This window comes from Sphingomonas edaphi, from assembly GCF_003583725.1.
GTDB lineage: Bacteria > Pseudomonadota > Alphaproteobacteria > Sphingomonadales > Sphingomonadaceae > Sphingomicrobium > Sphingomicrobium edaphi.
The window spans coordinates 369,381-383,568 of sequence record NZ_QXTF01000002.1; the positions used below are offsets into that span (position 1 = coordinate 369,381).

Genomic DNA, 14,188 nt, shown 5'->3' on the forward strand with positions numbered 1-14,188 from the left:
GTCTGATGGCGGATGTGAAAGCGGCTGAAGCGCCCAAAAAGAAAAAAAAGAAGGATGCTGCCGCCAAGGGCGCCAGCGTCAAGAGCAAAGCCGCATCTTCCAAGAAAAAGGGCGGCAAGAACAAAGCGGACGGTAAGGGCGTCGACGCGCTGCTGAAACTGGCCGATCATCCGCTGGTCGGCGACCTTCTGGCCGTCGGCGCGATGGCGGCTGTGGCCGCAATCGCTGAGGCCGGCTTTTCCGGCAAGAGCAAGGGCAAGACCAGCGGCTCGAGCAAGGCCGTAAAGGCTGCCGGCAAGGCCGCCGCCGCGGCGATCGGCAAGCGCCTGATCACCGAGTTCGAGGAAGTAAAGAAGGCTTCGAAGCCTAGCGCCTGAGCAAGGTCAATCGGGCGCGGCCCACGTCGCGCACGGCATCGATGGACCAGCCGTCCGGCGCGTCAACATCGTCGCCGCGCTTCGTTTCGATCGCCATCCAGCCGCCCTCGGCGAGCCAGCCTGCGGTGGCTACCGCCTTCGCGGCGGTACTGCCTGAGCCGGGTAAATATGGTGGATCGGCGAAGACCAGGTCGAACGGTTCGGACACTGGCAGCTTGGCGGCCGAGGTGGCCTTGATTGTGAGCCGGGTGCCAGCACCGAGGGACTCGGTATTGTGCTGGATGGCGGCGAGTGCGGCCCGGTCATTTTCCACCAGCGTGGCACGGCCCGCACCACGCGATAAAGCTTCGAATGCCAGCGCTCCGCTCCCGGCATAGAGATCAGCAACCCGCAGCCCGTCGAAGCTACCGAGCCGGCTCGCTAGCATGGAGAAAAGTGTTTCGCGTGTCCGGTCGGCGGTTGGACGCGTCTGCACCCCGGCGGGCGCCACCAGTTTCCGCCCTCGCCATTCGCCGGCGACAATTCTCATTTCAGCGTCCGGCGAAACTGGAACAGGTCCTCGCGCTGGATTTCCCCGATGTCGCCTGGCGCCAGTCCCTCGACAGTGAACGGGCCGTAACTCGTCCGGATAAGCCGCGATACTTGCATGCCGAGGTAGGCAAGAACCCGTCGGACTTCGCGGTTTTTCCCCTCGGTTAGCGCCATTTCGATCCAGCAATTGCGGCCTGTCCGCCGCTCAAGGTTGGCGTTGATCGATCCGTAGCGGATACCCTCGATGGTCACGCCCTCGGCCAATGCCTCAAGCTGTTGCTGGGTCACGTCGCCAAAGGCGCGGGCGCGATAGTGACGGACGACGCCGGTCTTGGGCAATTCCAGCTGCCGCTTGAGTTCGCCGTCATTGGTCAGCAGCAAAAGCCCTTCGGTCATGAAATCGAGACGTCCGACCGGCATCAGGCGCGGCAGGCCTTCCGGGAGCTTGTCGTAAATCGTCGGTCGGCCCTTCGGGTCGCGCGCCGCCGTCAGTGCCCCGGCGGGCTTGTAGAAGCGGAACAACCGCGCGGCCGTCGGCGGCTTCACCGGCTTGCCATCTACCGTAACGCCTTGCAGCGTTTCGATTAGCGTCGCCGGGGTCGTCAGCTTTTCGCCATTCAGCGCAATGCGGCCTTCGGCAATCATCCGTTCAATGTCGCGCCGCGAGGCTATTCCGGCCCGCGCGAGGAGCTTGGCGATGCGTTGTGGTCCTTCCTCGCGCGCCGGGCCGGGCTTCGGCCCGCGAGGTTTTTGCGGCGTTCCGCCTGCACGGCGCGATGGATGCGGCACCGGCGGACGCTTCGTTCGTTGCGGGGTCATTCGGTTTTTCCTACGGGTATTAAATGCTGTTCGGGAAGCGCGAGCGTGTCGTCAACAAAATCCTCATAGTCGAGGATGAGCCCCTGACTGCGTTCGACAATGAAACGATGATCGCCGACGCAGGCTATGAAGTAGTCGCGACCCACGATCGATTTGCCGACGCCGTTGCTACACTGGACCGTGAGAGGGTCGACCTCATCCTCTGCGACGTGCGTTTGACGGGCGAGCGGTCGGGCATCGACCTTGCGCAGGTCGCCAAGAATCGGGGCATCCCCGTCCTGTTCGCGACCGGGCTACCCCCGGAAAATGCCTCAGACCTGGTGCTGGGCTGTTTGCTGAAGCCCTACAATGACCGGACGCTCAAGGCTGCGTTGAGAGCGGTCGACCAGCATCTGGCTGGCGAGAAAACCAAGCCACCCAAGGGTCTCACCCTCTACGGCCTTAACGACGCCTAAAGCGCCGCTTCAACCTTGCGATGGAATTCGGCGATCCCGTTTTCCAACTTGCCCAGTACAACCTTTTCGATTTCACCAGACTCCAGGCCGCGATGGCAAAGCGCGGCCGCGTGGAAATCTTCAGCGCCAAAGGTCCCACCGTCCAGCAGGTCCCAACTCCGCTGCCAATGCGCCTCCGCCTCATTGGTGGCAGGCTTTTCCGGGATTAGCATCACGTCCTCCACCAAGGTGCGGCCGACCGTTTGCGGCATGGCGATCAACAGATTGATGTAATCGGGACTGACAATGATCACCGACGCCGGGAAAAGCTGGTAGGTGTAGGTTACCGCCTTGCGCAGTTGCGCCCAGTCATCGCGATCGAGTTCGGCCAGATAGTCGGACCGGCCAACCGCGGCGCGCTGGTGGCGGCCGATTGAGTCGGCGGTAGTGATGCCGTCCGCGAAGAAACTCGCGATGGTCGCCGCGTGCAGCCGCTGGACATGATAGCTTTCAAGGAAGGCGTCGATGATCAGCTTCCAGTTGGCGGCAACATCATGGGTCTTGCGGCGATACAGGTACAGGTCGCCAAGTCCGAACGCGTCGAGATCGTCCTTGAGTGCGATCGCATCGGTAAAATCCGCGCCCTCATCTTTAGCCCACCAGATCAGGCCGCCCGCCTCGACGCAGGGAAACTCGCGAAGACCGTTCCGGCCCTTGTCGAAATCGGGGAAGCAATCGTTCCGCGGTATGCCGGTAAGCTCGCCGTCCGGCTTGTATGCCCAAGCATGATAGGGGCAAATGATCCGCTTCGCCGGCACGACTTCATGGCTGTCGAGCAACCGCGTACCGCGATGGCGGCACACATTGGCGAAAACATGGGCTTTCCCGTCAATGTCGCGCGACAGGATCAGTGGCGTTCCATAATCGTCGTGCGCGACGGCTTGGTTGCGGTCGGGCAGCAGGGCCGACGGCCCAAGTAGGTGCGGGACATGATCGAAAATCCGGCGCTTCTCGGTCTCGAATCGTGCCTCGTCCACGTAGACGGATGCGCTTAGCGTTTCGACATGGTCGCCCATGTGAGCCTCGCCCCTCGCTAGCGCCTCGGCCAGTGCACGTTGGCCGGGGGTAGGGCGGCGGGGAGTTACGGGCATGTCCATCGAACCAATGCTGCGCCAAGTTATTAATCGTTGCAAGGACGAACTGAATTCGTTGAGCATCTGGAGAATAACGCTACCCCTTTCGCGAAACGCCGGTGCTGCTACGCTTGCCCAAACAAGGCGGGGAGAATCCACAAGTGAGCGAAGCTGCTACGGCGAGCGACGATCGGACCATCAGTTGGTGGGAAGGGCTACGGCCATATTTCGAGAAGGCCCCGATCGCGGCGTTCTTCGTCGGTGTATCGTCCGGTTTCCCTTACGCCATGATCGGGGCGACGCTGACCACGCGGCTGGCGCAGGATGGCATCGAAAAGTCGACCGTCACGACATTCGCGCTGGCGTTCCTCGTCTATAACCTTAAATTTCTATGGGCGTGGATTGTTGACGGTGTTCACCTGCCGATCCTTGGGCGCTTGGGCCAACGCGTTTCATGGCTGATATTCTCGGGACTGCTGGTCATGGCGGCGGTCGCCAATCTGGCATTCCAAGATGCGTCGGCAAGCATTTACCAGATGGCGATCGCGGCGGTGCTGGTCGGCGTCGCGGGCGCCACCTTTGATATCGTGATTGACGCCTACCGCATCGAGTTGCTCGAGCCGCGCCAGCTCGGCGTTGGATCTGGCATGTCGCAATATGGTTGGCGCATCGGCTCGGTCGCCGCCGGCGCGCTCGCTCTGGTTCTCGCTGCGCGGGTGGGCTGGGAAATCGCTTACCTGGCTTGCGCCATGTTCGCGTTGCCGGCGATGCTCACGGGCCTCATAGTTGGTGAACCCAAACGGCATCGAGAGCCCACGGAAAAGCGCGGCTTGGCGGAAGCGGCAGTCGCTATTTGGGGGCCGTTCGCGGAGTTCTTCAAGCGCCGGGGCGCCTTTCTGGTCCTGCTGTTCATCCTGCTTCACAAGATCGGCGACACGCTCGGCCAGCTCGTGCTGCGACTGCTTCTCGACGACATGGGCTACACCAACGACGAGATCGCGATCTGGGACGTCGGTGTGGGTTTCTGGGCTTATCTGATCGGCATCTTCGTCGGTGGTGTCCTGTACGCCAAGATCGGCATGAAGCGCTCGGTCCTCATTAGTCTTATCCTGATGGGCGTCTCCAACGCCACGTTCGCGATTCTGGCGATGGGAGCGAAGTCGAACCCTGCGCTTGCGGCCTGTATCGGCTTTGAGAATTTTGCCAGCGGCATCGGGGGTGTCGTTGTCGTCGCCTACTTCTCTGCACTGTGCAATTTGCAGTTCACCGCATCGCAATATGCACTGATTTCAGCTGCCGCGAGCATTGTGGGCCGGGTCCTGACGGGTACCACGGCTGGCAGTATCGTGGAGTCCGTCGGCTTCATCAATTTCTATTGGCTAACAACGGTGGCGGCCCTGCCAGGGATTGTCCTCTTCTGGCTAATGATGCGCAGCGGATTGGTCGACAGTTCAATCGGGACGGCTGGCAAGGTCGGGGAGGGCGATGCCCGGGACGATCAGTCGGGCAGTGAACCGTTGAGCGACAGCGCTTCGCCGGCGAGGTAAAGCGAGCCGAACACCAGCACGCGCGCGGGCTTGCGAAGCGCAATCAGCGCATCGGAGATGCTGCGCTTCGCAGATGAAACAAATCCCATCTTGGCCGCCATGGCTGCAAGATCGGACGGGTCGCGATATTCATGACCTTCAATGGGCAGGGTCAGGATTTGTGAAGCAACTCCGCGAAACGGCTGCAGCACCGTCGCAGCGTCCTTGCTGGCCAAGCTTGCGTATAGCAGCACCAAAGGACGCTTATCCGTCCAGTTGCGCCGGGCATGGGCCGCGATCAGCCGGGAGGCGCTCGGATTATGGCCGCCGTCGATCCAAAGTTCGCTTCCGCGCGGCAGCATCTCGATCAGAGGTCCGCTGTGAAGTTGCTGGAGCCGCGCGGGCCAATTGGCCCAGCCCATCGCAGCACTGAATGCCGATGCCGGGATGTCGATGGTGTCTTGATGACGAAGCATCGCCACCGCCAGCGCTGCGTTCATGCTTTGGTGACGGCCAGGAAGTCGAGGCAGGGGCAAGAAAAGCTGCCCAGCTTCGTCATAATATCGAAGCTGTCCTGACCGCGAAATGGCGTCCCAGTGCAGGCCTTTCGGTTCCCAGATCGCGCCCGCAGCTCGAGCAACTTGCGCGACCCGTTCGGCCAAGGCCGTTGGATAGCGCTGCGTCACCAGCGGCACACCCCGTTTGGCGATTCCTGCCTTCTCGTATGCGACATCGACCAAGCGGTTGCCGAGGAATGCCTGATGATCGAGTCCAAGGCTGGCGATGCCGGTGACTAGCGGGTGTTCGATGACGTTGGTTGCATCAAGCCTCCCGCCTAGTCCGACTTCTAGGATGCAGGCATCGGCCGGAGCCTCGCTAAAGGCGCAAAAGGCGGCCGCAGTATTCACCTCGAATAGACTACCGCCGATATCCTCGTTGGCGTCGAGCACTTGACCCATCAGTTCGGCAAGCTGCCCGTCGTCGATCAACCTACCGGCGATCCGGATGCGCTCGTTGTATCGGACGAGGTGCGGGCTGGTGAAGGCATGGACGCGTTTTCCGGCAGCCTCCAGCGCGGCGCGAAGGAACGCGCAAGTCGACCCTTTGCCGTTGGTGCCGGCGACATGGAAAACGGGAGGAAGCCGGTCTTGCGGGCGGCCGAGGCGGTCGAGCAGAGCGGTTATTCGCTCCAATCCAAGCTGGTCGCGGTCAACATATTGACGGGCCTGTCGGGCGATCAGTGCCGCAATTCGCGGATCCGCCGAGCGGATCACTTCCTTCATCAGGCGGCGGCCTTCGCTCCGCTCGGGGCAAGGTAGCCGACCAAACGGGCCAACCGGTCCTTGAGCGCGTGACGATGCACGACCATGTCGATCATGCCGTGTTCCAGCAGATATTCGGCTCGCTGGAAGCCCTCGGGCAGCTTTTCGCGAATGGTCTGCTCGATGACGCGCTGCCCGGCGAACCCGATCAGGGCGCCCGGTTCGGCAATCTGGACATCGCCGAGCATGGCGTAGCTTGCAGTAACGCCGCCAGTGGTCGGGTCGGTCAGAACAACAATGTAGGGTAGTCCCGCTTCACGCAACTGCGCCAGCGCCACGGTGGTGCGCGGCATCTGCATCAGCGACAAAATGCCTTCCTGCATGCGCGCGCCGCCGGCGGCCGTGAACAGGATATAAGGGCAGCGCTTCTTGATCGCCTGCTTGACGCCAATAACAAAGGCCGCGCCGACGGCGACACCCATCGAGCCGCCCATAAAAGCGAAATCTTGAACGCCGACCACGGCGAGCTTGCCTTCGATCTTGCCGAATGCGTTGATCAGCGCGTCGCGTTCTTCGGTCGAGGAACGGGCGGCCTTGAGGCGATCGGTATAGCGCTTCGTGTCGCGGAATTTCAGCGGGTCTTCGCGGACCTCGGGACTGTCGAGGATTTCATATTTCTGCCGGTCAAACAGTGCGTCGAAGCGCACTTTCGGTCCGACCCGGTCGTGGTGGTCGCAGCGCGGGCAAACGTAAAGATTGTCCTCCCATTCCTTGGTAAAGACCATGGATTCGCACTTGCGGCACTTGTGCCACAGATTGTCGGCGCTCTGACGCTTGGTCAGCGATTGGATGCCGTTGCGAACGCGGCTCAGCCAGCTCATTCAAACCTCTCGATAATGCGGCGGGCGGGGTAAGCCTCGCCGCCGCCAATGTCCACTATAGCGTACCGGCGATTTCCCTTACGGCCACGGCGGGATCGTCGGCGCCGGTGATGGGCCGGCCGATGACGAGGATTGATGCGCCGGCATCGAGTGCGTCGCGAGGCGTCATGACGCGCTTCTGGTCGCCGATCGCGGTATTGGTGGGCCGAATGCCCGGAACGACGAAAAAGCCATTTTTCCATCGAGCACGCGCCGCAGCAACTTCATTGCCGGAACAGACTATGCCGTCGAGGCCCGCATCCTTGGCAAGGTCGGTCAAGCGTTCGACCTGTGCCCGGCTGTTCCCGGGAACGCCGATGGAAGCCAGGTCGCCGGAATCCAGACTGGTCAACACGGTGACGGCGACGACCTTTGTACCTGCAGGGGCCGCCGCCTTTGCGTCCTCGAGCATCGCTCGACCGCCCGCCGCGTGAACCGTCAGCACCGACGGAGTGATCGGCGACAGGGCCTGGATTGCTTTAGCGACCGTATTGGGAATGTCGTGCAGCTTGAGGTCGAGGAAGAGCGGCAAGTCGAGGTCTGCGAGTTCGAGTACGCCCGCGCGGCCGTTGTGGCAGAAAAACTCCAGTCCAAGCTTCAGTCCGCCAGCATGCCGCTTGACTGCCTCGGCGACAGCGCGCGCCCGGTCCAGGTCCGGTGTGTCGATGGCGACGTAGATTGGGCTAGTCATGGAAGCGGGGTCTCTTCGACGGGTGTCTGCGCAGGAGGAGCCGCAACTGGCGGACGTTCTGCGATGACAAGGCGCCGCCGGACGGTCCACAACTTGCCCCGCAAGATGAAAAAGGGCGGCAGGAAACCCAGCAGGAAAATGATCAGCAGTAGTACCGGCAATTTGATGTCGGCCTGAAGGTTGCCCCACAGGTTCACCGACACATCGCTCCAGTTCCGGCTCGCAAATATGGCGAGGGAAACAGCGATCACCACCCAGAAAAGCGTTCGCAAGAAATGCATCGTGACTCCCCGGCTGAAGCCTTTAGGCGACCATGAGGCTGCTGGCCAGTCGTTCGCCGCTTCCCAGCATCGTCTCGCCGCAGGGAGATTCTGAGGGGAGTTGAGCGTTTCACTGTCTAGCGCCACACCAGCTGAAGGGGAGGCCGCGTTTTCCGTTGGATCGTAAATATAAACTAGGGATCGGCGCGTTTGCGTTGGGGCTCGGCGCATTCGCGCTCGCACAGCCATTTGTTGAAACGAAAAAGGCCTCGCCGTCAGCGATCCAGGCCGCTCAGGCCAAGTCAATCGCGCAGGCGAGCGCACGGCTTGCTGTCGTCGAACCGGCCAGCCGAAGTCGTATCGATTACAAGCGCCTTGATGAGCGTTTGCAGCGCATGGTCGAGAAACCCACGATGGTCGGCATGGCGGTCGGCATCGTCGAGAACGGCCGCATCACCTTTCTGAACGGCTATGGCGAAACGCTCGAAGGATCGGGCGAAAAGGTTACGCCCGAAACCGTCTTCCGCTGGGCGTCAGTATCGAAAGGCGTCGCCGCCACGATGGTCGCCAAGCTGGAAGAAAAGGGCAAGCTGCGCTTCGATCAGTCGGTCGCGTCCGTCGCGCCCTCGCTCCATTTGCCGGGCGGCAACGAACTGACTGCGACGGTCGGCGACGTTCTCAGCCATCGGCTGGGCTTGTACCGCAATGCTTTCGACAACAAGCTGGAAGAAGGACAGGACGCGTCATTCCTCCGCGCGTCGCTGGTGACCCTCAACAGCATTTGTCCGCCGGGAACCTGCTGGAGCTATCAGAACGTTGCCTATGACGCGGCAAGCGAAATGGCCACGAAGGTGACCGGCGTAAGCTACCCGGACCTTGTCCAGCGCGAACTGTTTGCGCCGCTGGGAATGACTTCTGCGTCGATGGACCGCAATGGGCTGGTGAGTGCACCTAGCTGGGCAAGGCCGCACAGTGTCGGTCGCCGACCGCTGGAAGTGAACGATAACTATTACCGCGTCCCAGCTGCGGGTGGCGTGAACAGTAACATCAAGGACATGTCACTGTGGATGCTGGCTCAGCTGGGCCAGATGCCCCAAGTGCTAAGCCCGAAGCTTTTGGAGACTATACACGCGGCGCGCGTAAAGACGCCCGGCGAGCGAGGCCGGATGCGCAAATTTTTGGAGCGACTGGGTCAGGCTGACTACGGATATGGGTGGCGCAGCTATGAATATGCCGGTCATCACATCATCGGCCATCGCGGCGGCGTTGCCGGGTACCGGTCACTGATCTTGTTTGACCCCAAGTTGAAGAGTGGCGTTGTCGCGCTGTGGAACAGCAACACGTCGCAGCCGGGGGGCTTGGAGTTCGAAGTGATGGACATGCTCTACGGCCTTGAATTCCGGGACTGGATGGAAATCGACAAGGGCGGACCGGCCAAAGCTAACCAAGTCGCCGTCAAGCGTGACCGTAACCGTTCTGCCTGACCTACGTCGTTATTTTGTGCTATATGATCCGTGGGCCGCGGCTCGCGCCGCGGCGGAGCCTAGGGCAAAGACATGGAACCGCAAAGCGATCGCGCCTTTCACTTGGAGCGCGCCAAACAGTGCCGCTCGATGGCCAGCGAATCCAGCGACCCGGTCGTTCGTCGACTGCACGAAGAACTTGCTGAGTTTCATGAGCTAGAGGCCGAACGAGGCGAGCTCGAGGTCCCAATGAACCAGGAGCCGGCCTGACCGGACCCACATGTTTGAGTTGCGTTGCGCTCTCGCTGCGGAACATCGGCGTACCGACCGATGTTTTACCGAACGCACGCAAATGAAAGGCTTCAAAGATGGCAGACGCCGAGAAATTGGACGCAGTTGCGCTCCTCAAAAAGGACCATCGCACAGTCGAAGAGCTGTTTGAACAGTTCGAAAAAGCGAGTGGCGACGGACGCAAGCGCAAGCTAGCCGAGCAAATTTGCCTCGAACTTTCGGTTCACGCACAGATCGAGGAAGAAATTTTCTATCCAGCCTGCCAAGGGAAGGTTGAGGAAGATCTGCTAAAAGAAAGCTACGTCGAGCACGATGGCGCAAAGGTGCTGATCGCCGAAATCATGACTGGCGGGCCGGACGACGAATATTACGACAGCAAGGTCAAGGTGCTTAGCGAGCAAATTGAGCATCATGTCGAAGAGGAAGAGAAGCGAATGGAAGGACTTTTCTCCCAAGCCCGCAAGGCTGGCCTCGATATGGACGCGCTCGGCGAGCAGTTGGCGGCGCGTAAGGCCGAACTCACGACACAGTTCGAGAAAAACGGAATACCGAAGCCGACGCTGACTACGATGGAAGCGGCCAGCGTCTGATTTTTTGTGCTTATCTTTATCGGCCGTTCCGTGACACTGCGGGACGGCCTGATTTCATTGGGGAGCGCCCGTCGCTCGAGGCGCGCGAGGGTGGAGCCGCCCACCGGCAAGGAGAGCCGACATCCGCTAAGGCTTACGCGGCTCGCTAATTTGATGTGCTAACGAAGCTGTCGAGAACGCGCTTTCGGCCAGCTTTCTCGAATTCGATTTCCAGCTTGTTGCCTTCGATCTCGGCGATCGTGCCATAGCCGAACTTTCCGTGGAAGACGCGCTGCCCAACACTCAGGTCATCGCGCCCCTTATTGCCCAACGACACCGCACTGGCACGGGCTTCGATTATCCGCTGCGGCTGAGCGTTGAAACGGCCCTGAGCGCGTTGCCAGCCGGCACCACGCGTGCTGGCCCGATCACTTTGCGCGGCGGCCAGATGGGCGAACGGGTCGCCTCGCTCGCTCCACTGCGCACGCCACATGCTTTCCCCCCCGCTCATCGTAGTTTCCTCATCGATATGCTCTTTGGGAAGCTCGCTCACAAACCGGCTGGGAATCGAACTCGTCCATTGTCCGTAGATGCGCCGGTTGGCTGCATGGATGATGATAGCTTTCGCGCGTGCGCGGGTCAGGGCGACGTAGGCGAGGCGGCGCTCTTCCTCGAGGCTGGCTAGTCCCCCCTCGTCGAGCGCGCGCTGCGATGGGAAAACGCCTTCTTCCCAGCCCGCGAGGAAGACGTTCGGAAATTCCAGACCCTTGGCGGCATGAATAGTCATGATCGTGACCTTCTCGCCCTGCTTCGCCTGGTCGTTGTCCATGACGAGGCTGACATGCTCGAGAAATGCGCCGAGCGTTTCATATTCTTCCATCGCCCGCGTTAGTTCGGTGAGGTTCTCGAGTCGGCCTGTGGCTTCGGCGCTTCGTTCATTCTGAAGAGCGGCCGTGTACCCGCTTTCGTCGAGCAGGATTCGCGCCAGTTCCGGATGGGGGATCTCGCCGGCCATGGTTCGCCAGCGAGCGACGTCGGCAACAAACCGGCCGAGACTGCGCCGCGCTTGCGGAGTGAGTTCGTCGCTGTCGAGCATCTGCGCGGCGGCAAGCAAAAGCGGCTGGTCAGTCGCCCGCGCAAATTTGTGGATGTTCGCAACAGCCTTGTCGCCCAGCCCGCGCTTGGGCGTATTGATGATGCGTTCGAACGCGAGGTCGTCGGCCGGCTGCGCGACAAGCCTAAGGTAGGCGAGCGCGTCACGGATTTCAGCGCGCTCGTAGAAGCGAAAGCCGCCGACGATCTGGTAGGCGAGGCCGATGGCGATGAACCGCTCTTCAAATTCGCGGGTTTGGAACTGTGCCCGCACGAGGATCGCGCAATCGTCGAGTGACCCGCCCCGTGCCTGATGGGCCTCGATCTCCTCGCCGACGCGGCGAGCCTCCTCCGGTCCGTCCCAGACGCCGATCACCCGAACTCGGTCGCCCTCGTTGCGCTCGGTCCAGAGGGTTTTACCGAGCCGGCCGGCGTTGTTGGCGATCAGCCCGGTTGCGGCGCCCAGAATATGCGGCGTGGAACGGTAATTTTGCTCAAGCCGGATCACCGCCGCGCCCGGGAAGTCTTTCTCGAAGCGAAGGATGTTGGCCACCTCCGCTCCCCGCCAACTGTAGATCGACTGGTCGTCGTCGCCAACGACGCAGATGTTCTGGCGCGGCTCTGCCAGCAAACGCAGCCATTCGTATTGGCTGGCATTGGTGTCCTGATACTCGTCGACCAGGATATAGCGGAACCGCTCGCGATAGCTTTCGAGTACGTCGGGATGCGCCTTGAGGATGGTCAGCATGTGTAGCAGCAGGTCACCGAAGTCGCAGGCGTTCAACGCCCGAAGCCGGTCTTGGTAGGCGGCATAGAGTTCCTGCCCGCGACCGTTGGCGAAAGCCTCCGACTCCGCGGCGTCGATATGTGCGGGCGTCCAGCCCCGATTCTTCCAGCGATCGATGACACCGGCAAATTGCCGCGCCGGCCAGCGCTTTTCGTCCAAGTTTGAGGCGACGATAAGTTGCTTTAGCAAGCGGAGCTGGTCGTCGGTGTCGAGGATGGTGAAGTTGCTCTGCAGTCCGGCCAACTCGGCATGGGCACGAAGCATCTTGGCCGCAACACTGTGGAAGGTGCCGAGCCACGGCATCCCCTCGATTGCCCCGCCGCTGATTGCCGAGACTCGCTCTTTCATTTCCCGAGCGGCCTTGTTGGTGAACGTCACCGCCAAAATCTGGCTAGGCCAGGCTTTGCGCGTTGCGATGATGTGAGCGAGCCGCGCAGTGAGCGCTGCTGTTTTTCCCGTGCCTGCGCCTGCAAGCATCAGGACCGGACCCTCGGTCGTGAGCACGGCCTCGCGCTGCGGCGCATTCAGGCCGCGCAGGTATGGCGCATCGGCGGTTGGTTCGGTGCAATGGTTGGAAGATTCGGACACTGTCCGCAGGTAGGCAGGCGCGAACGAAACGGCAACCTTCGGGCTTGCAGCGAGCGATAATTCGGCTACAGCGCGCCGCGAATCGCGAACTTGGGTGGAATCCCGCTGCGATACTTTCGACTTATTCGCGATATCCCCGTTATCCACAGGCTTTGACTCGATTTTTTCGCTTTCGCGACTCGGAAAAGTGAGTCAGGTTACAAGGGTGATCGGGACGGAAGTCCCCGCCTCTCGAAAGAGCGGCAGGTGGCAGAAGGACCGATCTCCACCGGACGGCGATGAGGAGGGCTTCGGCCCAAGTCGGACCACCGGAAGAGGCGCCGGAAGAGTTGGTTTTCCAGTCGCAGTTCGCGGCTCCCTCTGGGGGCAGGCGACGCGAAGGGACCAACCCAAGAAGGGCCGCAGAAGATGAAGAACCTGCCTCCGGGCAGGACCATCATCGGAAGCGACGCCTGAGCTGGTGAGCCAGGATCGAAGAGCGGAGGACCCTCGGGTCATCAAGCTAGCGAACACCGGCAGATCTATGTCTCGGCGCAGATGGGGGCTGGCAGCAATGCCGGCCCCCATTTCTCTATGCGCGACGCTTCATGCGCCATGATTTTGCCTTGCAGTCCGCGCCGCTTGTTGGCGGGCTGCGCACGTCATTGTGATGGCGAGGAGATGCGTCCGGTGCGTATCCGCCTGGTGGCTATCGCGGCCCTTCCCGCTTCCGCCAGCGTTCCCGCTTTACCCCGGCAAGTCCGGCTGAGGCGGCCTTCGCTTTGATCGTACGTCGCGCGACCGGGCCTTCGGCGAGCGGCTGAAACCCGAAGGCTCGATCAGATTCCACGGCAAGCATCTGTCCTATGTCGGTTGGTGGGAGGAAGGGTCTGCGCTTTCTGTGCATGAGGCGCTAAAGCTGCGTCATTTCATGGCCGCGGAATGAAAAGCCGCCGCCTGAACGAACAGCGAGGGGTGGGCTATGTTCGAACGGTTGGCATCGCGGGTAGCGGCGGCGGCGGGGCGGCCGATGGCATTCGCCCTGGCTCTCTCGATCATCATCGTCTGGGGGTTTTCGGGTCCAGTCTTCGGCTGGTCTGACACGTGGCAGCTGGTCATCAACACGGGGACTACCATTGTCACCTTCCTCATGGTCTTCCTGATCCAGAACGCGCAGAATCGCGACGCCTCGGCAATTCAGGCGAAGCTGGACGAACTGATCCGCGCCGTTGACCGGGCTCGCAACGAATTCATCGGCATCGAACATCTGACCGAACTGGAGCTGAGAGAGATACGTGAGGTCCTGGAAAGAGATGCGGGCGATGAACCCGCCCGCCACGAAGCTATTCTGCGGCTGATCGCGCGACGCTGAGGAACGGGGAAATGAGGCGGCGGCGCTGGCCAGCCGCCGCCCCAATGCCTGTCGGGAACGATCGAACGACAGACAACGAGCTATAAACGCACGG

At 61.4% G+C, this 14,188-nt stretch carries 15 protein-coding genes; 7 read left to right on the plus strand and 8 right to left on the minus strand.

Annotated elements, in window-relative coordinates:
- The first annotated feature begins 5 nt into the window (after positions 1-5).
- Positions 6-377, plus strand: coding sequence for a hypothetical protein (locus D3M59_RS08675; RefSeq protein WP_119533243.1), 372 nt, complete (start codon positions 6-8; stop codon positions 375-377).
- Here the strand turns inward: D3M59_RS08675 and rsmD are convergent.
- On the minus strand, positions 367-906 hold the full coding sequence (rsmD, locus tag D3M59_RS08680; RefSeq protein ID WP_119533244.1) for a 16S rRNA (guanine(966)-N(2))-methyltransferase RsmD: 540 nt from the start codon (positions 904-906) through the stop codon (positions 367-369). The two genes, D3M59_RS08675 and rsmD, sit on opposite strands and share 11 nt — an antisense overlap.
- Positions 903-1,727: a pseudouridine synthase gene (locus D3M59_RS08685; RefSeq protein ID WP_119533245.1), complete on the minus strand. Its 825-nt coding sequence runs from the start codon at positions 1,725-1,727 to the stop codon at positions 903-905. Before D3M59_RS08685 ends, rsmD begins: the two co-directional genes overlap by 4 nt.
- 23 nt (positions 1,728-1,750) lie before the next feature.
- Between D3M59_RS08685 and D3M59_RS08690 the strand changes: the two genes are divergently transcribed.
- Positions 1,751-2,182, plus strand: a complete 432-nt coding sequence (locus D3M59_RS08690; RefSeq protein ID WP_119533246.1) for a response regulator — start codon at positions 1,751-1,753, stop codon at positions 2,180-2,182.
- Here the strand turns inward: D3M59_RS08690 and D3M59_RS08695 are convergent.
- On the minus strand, positions 2,179-3,354 hold the full coding sequence (locus D3M59_RS08695) for an aromatic ring-hydroxylating oxygenase subunit alpha (RefSeq protein WP_233543200.1): 1,176 nt from the start codon (positions 3,352-3,354) through the stop codon (positions 2,179-2,181). The genes D3M59_RS08690 and D3M59_RS08695 overlap by 4 nt on opposite strands.
- A gap of 101 nt (positions 3,355-3,455) precedes the next feature.
- Here D3M59_RS08695 and D3M59_RS08700 point away from each other — a divergent pair, with 101 nt between their 5' ends.
- A complete protein-coding gene (locus D3M59_RS08700; RefSeq protein WP_119533248.1) occupies positions 3,456-4,841 on the plus strand; it encodes an AmpG family muropeptide MFS transporter in 1,386 nt (461 codons plus the stop codon).
- Here D3M59_RS08700 and D3M59_RS08705 read toward each other — a convergent pair.
- From D3M59_RS08705 to D3M59_RS08720, 4 genes are read right to left on the minus strand one after another with little or no spacing between them, the layout of a single operon-like run.
- Positions 4,793-6,103, minus strand: a complete 1,311-nt coding sequence (locus tag D3M59_RS08705; RefSeq protein WP_119533249.1) for a bifunctional folylpolyglutamate synthase/dihydrofolate synthase — start codon at positions 6,101-6,103, stop codon at positions 4,793-4,795. The two genes, D3M59_RS08700 and D3M59_RS08705, sit on opposite strands and share 49 nt — an antisense overlap.
- Complete coding sequence (accD, locus tag D3M59_RS08710) at positions 6,103-6,963, minus strand: acetyl-CoA carboxylase, carboxyltransferase subunit beta (RefSeq protein WP_119533250.1); 861 nt, start codon at positions 6,961-6,963, stop codon at positions 6,103-6,105. The genes D3M59_RS08705 and accD overlap by 1 nt, the downstream gene beginning before the upstream one ends.
- Positions 6,964-7,018: 55 nt before the next feature.
- Entirely contained in the window at positions 7,019-7,693 is a 675-nt protein-coding gene (pyrF, locus tag D3M59_RS08715; RefSeq protein ID WP_119533251.1) for an orotidine-5'-phosphate decarboxylase, read from the minus strand.
- A complete protein-coding gene (locus tag D3M59_RS08720; protein WP_119533252.1) occupies positions 7,690-7,974 on the minus strand; it encodes a hypothetical protein in 285 nt (94 codons plus the stop codon). The genes pyrF and D3M59_RS08720 overlap by 4 nt, the downstream gene beginning before the upstream one ends.
- A gap of 155 nt (positions 7,975-8,129) precedes the next feature.
- Here D3M59_RS08720 and D3M59_RS08725 point away from each other — a divergent pair, with 155 nt between their 5' ends.
- The 3 genes from D3M59_RS08725 (at position 8,130) to D3M59_RS08735 (ending at position 10,297) form a co-directional block, all read left to right on the plus strand.
- Positions 8,130-9,437, plus strand: a complete 1,308-nt coding sequence (locus D3M59_RS08725; protein WP_119533253.1) for a serine hydrolase domain-containing protein — start codon at positions 8,130-8,132, stop codon at positions 9,435-9,437.
- Between the two features lie 72 nt (positions 9,438-9,509).
- Positions 9,510-9,686, plus strand: a complete 177-nt coding sequence (locus tag D3M59_RS12095; RefSeq protein ID WP_158581984.1) for a hypothetical protein — start codon at positions 9,510-9,512, stop codon at positions 9,684-9,686.
- A 98-nt stretch (positions 9,687-9,784) separates the two neighbouring features.
- Positions 9,785-10,297, plus strand: coding sequence for a hemerythrin domain-containing protein (locus D3M59_RS08735; RefSeq protein WP_119533255.1), 513 nt, complete (start codon positions 9,785-9,787; stop codon positions 10,295-10,297).
- Positions 10,298-10,442: 145 nt separating this feature from the next.
- Here the strand turns inward: D3M59_RS08735 and D3M59_RS08740 are convergent, their stop codons facing one another.
- Positions 10,443-12,743 (minus strand): ATP-dependent helicase, encoded by a 2,301-nt coding sequence (locus tag D3M59_RS08740; protein ID WP_233543201.1) that lies wholly within the window; start codon positions 12,741-12,743, stop codon positions 10,443-10,445.
- 961 nt (positions 12,744-13,704) lie between these two features.
- Here D3M59_RS08740 and D3M59_RS08745 point away from each other — a divergent pair.
- Complete coding sequence (locus D3M59_RS08745; RefSeq protein ID WP_119533256.1) at positions 13,705-14,094, plus strand: low affinity iron permease family protein; 390 nt, start codon at positions 13,705-13,707, stop codon at positions 14,092-14,094.
- Positions 14,095-14,188 lie beyond the last annotated feature (94 nt).

What these genes read in the sequence shown, in the direction of transcription:
- D3M59_RS08675 (WP_119533243.1), top strand. Translation starts at nt 6, where the DNA reads ATGGCGGATGTGAAAGCGGCTGAAGCGCCCAAAAAGAAAAAAAAGAAG.
- rsmD (WP_119533244.1), bottom strand. Translation starts at nt 906, where the DNA reads ATGAGAATTGTCGCCGGCGAATGGCGAGGGCGGAAACTGGTGGCGCCC.
- D3M59_RS08685 (WP_119533245.1), bottom strand. Translation starts at nt 1,727, where the DNA reads ATGACCCCGCAACGAACGAAGCGTCCGCCGGTGCCGCATCCATCGCGC.
- D3M59_RS08690 (WP_119533246.1), top strand. Translation starts at nt 1,751, where the DNA reads ATGCTGTTCGGGAAGCGCGAGCGTGTCGTCAACAAAATCCTCATAGTC.
- D3M59_RS08705 (WP_119533249.1), bottom strand. Translation starts at nt 6,103, where the DNA reads ATGAAGGAAGTGATCCGCTCGGCGGATCCGCGAATTGCGGCACTGATC.
- accD (WP_119533250.1), bottom strand. Translation starts at nt 6,963, where the DNA reads ATGAGCTGGCTGAGCCGCGTTCGCAACGGCATCCAATCGCTGACCAAG.
- pyrF (WP_119533251.1), bottom strand. Translation starts at nt 7,693, where the DNA reads ATGACTAGCCCAATCTACGTCGCCATCGACACACCGGACCTGGACCGG.
- D3M59_RS08720 (WP_119533252.1), bottom strand. Translation starts at nt 7,974, where the DNA reads ATGCATTTCTTGCGAACGCTTTTCTGGGTGGTGATCGCTGTTTCCCTC.
- D3M59_RS12095 (WP_158581984.1), top strand. Translation starts at nt 9,510, where the DNA reads ATGGAACCGCAAAGCGATCGCGCCTTTCACTTGGAGCGCGCCAAACAG.
- D3M59_RS08735 (WP_119533255.1), top strand. Translation starts at nt 9,785, where the DNA reads ATGGCAGACGCCGAGAAATTGGACGCAGTTGCGCTCCTCAAAAAGGAC.
- D3M59_RS08745 (WP_119533256.1), top strand. Translation starts at nt 13,705, where the DNA reads ATGTTCGAACGGTTGGCATCGCGGGTAGCGGCGGCGGCGGGGCGGCCG.